This window comes from Geminocystis sp. GBBB08, assembly GCF_016743215.1.
GTDB lineage: Bacteria > Cyanobacteriota > Cyanobacteriia > Cyanobacteriales > Cyanobacteriaceae > Geminocystis.
Window position 1 is genome coordinate 1 of the sequence record NZ_VRZC01000229.1, and the last position, 4819, is coordinate 4819.

General features: G+C 37.3%; 2 protein-coding genes and 2 pseudogenes. 1 reads left to right on the top strand and 3 read right to left on the bottom strand.

What is annotated here, in order from left to right:
• Window positions 1-847, top strand: an 847-nt coding sequence (locus FWJ34_RS18260) for a calcium-binding protein (protein WP_308256764.1), incomplete at its 5' end; no start/stop codon positions are given.
• Window positions 848-1806: 959 nt separating this feature from the next.
• Here FWJ34_RS18260 and FWJ34_RS18265 read toward each other — a convergent pair.
• The 3 genes and pseudogenes from FWJ34_RS18265 to FWJ34_RS18275 all read right to left on the bottom strand — a co-directional run.
• A pseudogene (locus FWJ34_RS18265) lies at window positions 1807-2487 on the bottom strand (MBL fold metallo-hydrolase); the annotation flags it as partial.
• A 963-nt stretch (window positions 2488-3450) separates the two neighbouring features.
• Window positions 3451-3951: pseudogene (locus FWJ34_RS18270) on the bottom strand (FAD/NAD(P)-binding protein); the annotation flags it as partial.
• 310 nt (window positions 3952-4261) lie between these two features.
• Window positions 4262-4696 (bottom strand): rhodanese-like domain-containing protein, encoded by a 435-nt coding sequence (locus FWJ34_RS18275; protein ID WP_308256765.1) that lies wholly within the window; start codon window positions 4694-4696, stop codon window positions 4262-4264.
• Window positions 4697-4819: the final 123 nt, after the last annotated feature.

Below are 4819 nucleotides of genomic sequence, written 5' to 3' on the forward strand. Positions count from 1 at the left end.
CTTACAAGGAACAGCCATTAATGGGACAGGGAACGAGAGCAATAACACCATTAACGGTAATGGCAGTGATAATGTCCTCATCGGTGGTGACGGTAACGACATCCTCAATGGTGGTACGGGTAATGATACCTTCTTTGGTGGTGACGGTAACGATATCCTTAATGGTGGTGCTGGTAATGATAGCTTAATGGGGGGGCTGGGCAACGATATTTACTACGTTGATAGTGGCAACGATCAAATCATCGAACTACAGGGAGAAGGAACCGACACCGTTAATAGTACTATTGATTACAGCCTAATCGCTAATGTCGAAAATCTAACCTTACAAGGAACAGCCATTAATGGTACGGGGAACGAGAGCAATAACACTATTAACGGTAATGGCAGTGATAATGTCCTCATTGGTGGTGACGGTAATGACAACGTCAATGGTGGTACGGGGAATGATACTCTTATCGGTGGTGTCGGTAAAGATATTTTAACAGGTGGTATTGGTAGCGATGGCTTTGGTTATCAAACCTTAACAGACTCCCTCTTGGCTAACTATGACATAATTAAGGATTTCAACGCTAATGAAGACAAGTTCTTTGTTACCACTACTCCAACGGTGTTTACCCAAGGAGGAAATGTAACTGCTCTAACTCCAACGGCCATCGCCGCCAAATTAACCACAACTAATTTGATCAATAATGAGTATGTTGCTCAATTTACTTTTGGAAGTCGCACTTTTATCGCCATTAATGATCATATTGCGGGGTTCCAATCTGGTAATGACGCTATTATTGAATTGACGACATCTGGTTTAACAGGAACTTTAGCTCTTGGTAATTTTGTTGTCATTTCTTAGTTTTGATTGCTATAGAATTGACACTCCCATGCCGTCGATGCGATGGGTTAAACTAAGCTAAGTCCTCACGAACTTGACTCGTCTTCAGAACGGAACGTGAGACTTTCACCTCACTCACTCATTGCGCTCCTCTCCAATAAACCCCTTGTCATGGGTACGATTCAAACTGCCATCTCTAGCAGTTTTATATAATAATAAATCAATACTTAGACAAAATAATATCAAGAATTTTATCAATTATAAAAATTAGTTTCTTGAACGGGAGTATTTTTATTTAAAGGCGGAATTAATTCATTTCTCCAATTTTTAATTTTCTGAGTTAAATATCTTTTCTAGTTTAAAATCAACGGGAATCGCCGAGAATAAGACTTCTATCTCTTCAGATGTTAAATTACTCACTTCTGTAGCGTCTAGCTGTAATAATCCTGTGGCGATGAGAGTCGATACAGAGGCGATCGCATCTTTACCGTTAGGGAGAATTTGAGAGCTTTTAACTGTTAACCAATAGTTTATGATAGTTATTTATTGCTATAAAATTGATCTTAAACAATCCAAATTTCATCTCAGTTTTTATTTTGCACTCGGGTCTATGCATCTAGCCATTAGACTTCTCCAAAAATTCTGATTTTAACTCAGTAATCATTAAAAACATAGCCTAAATTCATAAATAGTTTATTAGAATTGATCGCATTTTTAATTATGGTCAATGTCTATTGTGCTAGTTGTAAAACTTGATCTTTGCTTAATTGTTTAATTGCTGTTTCAATCTCTGTTAAAGTTACCATTTTTTCCAATATAAGTTAAATAAGTTTACCTAAGGAAAATACGATCAAAGTTTAAATATACATAGCAAAATAGTCATTATAAATTTCTGTATTTTTATCCACCGTTTCCTCAATTTTTTCTTTATCTTGTTGAGCCAAATTAATATTATTAGTGATACTATCTTGAGAGATGAAATCGCCACAGTATTCGTTAGCAGGTACAGCAGAATCCATCTTTTTCGGATAGCTTAAATTGAGGTTACTCATAATAGTAATAAATTGTTCCCTTGTACGATCAGCAAAACGAGGATTGAGGCGTTTTTCTTCCCCAATGGTTGAAACCGTACGCCCCTTATAATCATGGGCAGGATAGACTAAAGTTTCATCGGGCAGGGTAAATAATTTTTCTGTAACCACATCGTATAATGTACCAGCGTCTCCTCCTTGAAAGTCAGTACGTCCACAACCCCGAATGAATAAAGCATCCCCCGTCAAAAGGTGAGTTTTGTTGACTAAATAGGTGATATGACTAGCGGTGTGACCCGGTGTAGTAATAGTTTCGATCAAGACATTTCCTACTTTTAGCACTTCTCCACCACTCAAAGAGCGATCCGCTTTAGTAACAGAGGGGTTATAGGGTACAATCACTTTACAGCCCGTAAGTTGTCGTAATTTTCCTGCTCCAGTAATATGATCAGCATGAAGGTGGGTTTCTAAGCAGTAAATTAATTTTAATCCCAATTCTTCCAATACTTCTAAATCTCGATCGACTTGTTCTAAAACTGAGTCAACTAAAACTGCTTCTTTGGTTTGACTGTCGGCGAGAAGATAAGTATAGCTACTGGTTTCGGGATCGAAAAACTGACGGAATAGCAGGGAATTTACTTCATTGCCCGAAGGTTTGAATATAACAGGTGTTGCATTAAGAGTTAAAGGACGACATTTTATGGGAAGACCGACTAAAATCCTTTCGCCTAAGAATTGGCCTTGTGGCTCCAATTCTGGTACGGCGATGGTTTCCCATAAATCTCCCTTGCGAGGTGTGCCGATGGTATAAAATAAAGGAGAAATATTGCCATTAGCGGTGATAAGACGACCATCAAAGGTGCTATCGATGCCTAAACCTAAACTATTTGTCCTAATTAACCCTTGAGCTTGTAAATCTTTAATTAGGGGATGCGGAGATTGACGATAATCGCTAGGAATACCCGTGCAGTTGATGACTCGATCGACTATGATAACCTGATCTTCCTGATGATGACGAGGACGAATTGTTACTGCTATCTTATCCCCTTGTAACTCATAGCCTTTAATTCTCCCGGCATTGATAGTTAAATGTCCTGAATTTAGCTTATTCATGATAATGTCAGCGATACTGGATGCTATGCGATGTCGATGAATGTCCCAGTAAGGCGTAACGTGACGTAGAAAGCGTTTCTGCTCGGTTTTTGGTAATTTTTGCCATAATTGTTGAGTTATCGGGCGTAATGAGTCGATAATCGATCGCCAGTTATAACCTTCTTCTTGGGCTTGGGCAATTTCTTTTCTAATCAGTTTAACTAACTCTCTGGTAGTGCTAGGGGCATTTTCCAAAGGTAAGAAAGAGTGATAAGGTTTAGCTTTGGCGTGACTTTGAGGATATAATCCCCTCCGAGAAAAAGCGTAAATTTTACCCTGATGATTACGGGCGTTTAATGATACAACTATATCCACCATCGTTAAACCAGTTCCCACTAAAAGCACATCTGCTTTAGAATCGAGATTATCAACGGCTGAATTTAACCAAGCATTATCGGTGTATTCCCCTTTATATGGACTGACGGGAGAATTACCAATAGCTAAAACTACCTTATCCGCAGTAAAACATCTACCGCTACGCAAAGAAATTAAACCACCTTTCTCGACTTTTTCAATGCCTACTACTTCATCTTGCACAATTTCTAAATGCACATCATGGGGGCAAGTGGCTTGGGCTTGGGCTAAAATGGACTGAATATATAAACCGTAAACTTTACGAGGGATAAAGGTACTAGGGTCGATCGAACTAGGTAAAATAGTTTTTAACTGATCCTGATTATAGTTAAGCCACCGCAAAAAATGCCCTGCATCTTGAGGAAAAGCACTCATATTTCCTGCTGAAACATTTAATAAATGACCATTATCTTGAGTGCCATAGGCGATACCTTTACCAATTTCTTCACCACGTTCAATAAGTTTAATAATCAAAGGTTGAGAGGCATTTTTTAATAGATGTACTGCCGTTAAAGAACCACTAAAACCACCGCCAACAATAACTATAGTTAGGGGATTAGAAGCAGTCAAGAAACCCTTACTAAACATTATGACACCTCTTAAAAAATTTGTTTAATTGTAGATTAGATTCTCAAGATTAATAACAACTTTTGATTCATAATCGTTTTTTGTGATGATGACAAAGTCTTTAATAAACTTTATTTATCACTTATTTTTTTCAACCTAACTAGAATTTAATTGACTGACAAAAATGAGCAAAAATTATTGATTTATCATCATTGAGTTAGTCATGTATATTTTTATTGATTTTCTCCGAGTCTGATAGCCTTTGAGTCTTCTAGTTTAAGAGTACGAATCTTCTAGCCTTTTAGTCTCCGAGTAATAGTTTCCGAGTCTTCTAGCCTTGATGGTTTCCTATCTTAAAATCTCCGAGTCTCTTAGCCTTCTGGCCTTCGGGTGTTTTTTCGGCAGTGGTAATTTCCTTGTTTTGATTTGTCCATGCAGTAATACCTCCTTCAAGAGATACCACGTTTTCATAACCTAATTTATTTAGGCTATTAGTGGCTAAAGCACTACGATTACCACCAGCACAATAACAAATAATAGGAGTTGATTTATCAGGGATAAGTCGCTCGACTACTTTTGCCTCTATCTCAGTCCAACTAAGGTTTTTAGCCTTATCTAAATGCCCAGCTTGATACTCGTAATCTTCTCTGACATCAAAAATAATCACATCATTTTCCTGAATAGTTTTTTCTGCTTCATCAGGAGAAATCTGTTTAATATGTTGTTTGACTTCGGAGGCTAGTTTTATAATGTCTTTGTGTGTCATAAAATTTGATTTTTTATTTAATTAATTTGTATTTTAAAACATTTTAGTTTGTTTTTATTTTTTTTTACAATAACTTCGCATAGAGCATCGGAGGCTTTAGTCGTGGGATGTATTGCACACAAC

What these genes read in the sequence shown, in the direction of transcription:
- FWJ34_RS18275 (WP_308256765.1), bottom strand. Translation starts at nt 4,696, where the DNA reads ATGACACACAAAGACATTATAAAACTAGCCTCCGAAGTCAAACAACAT.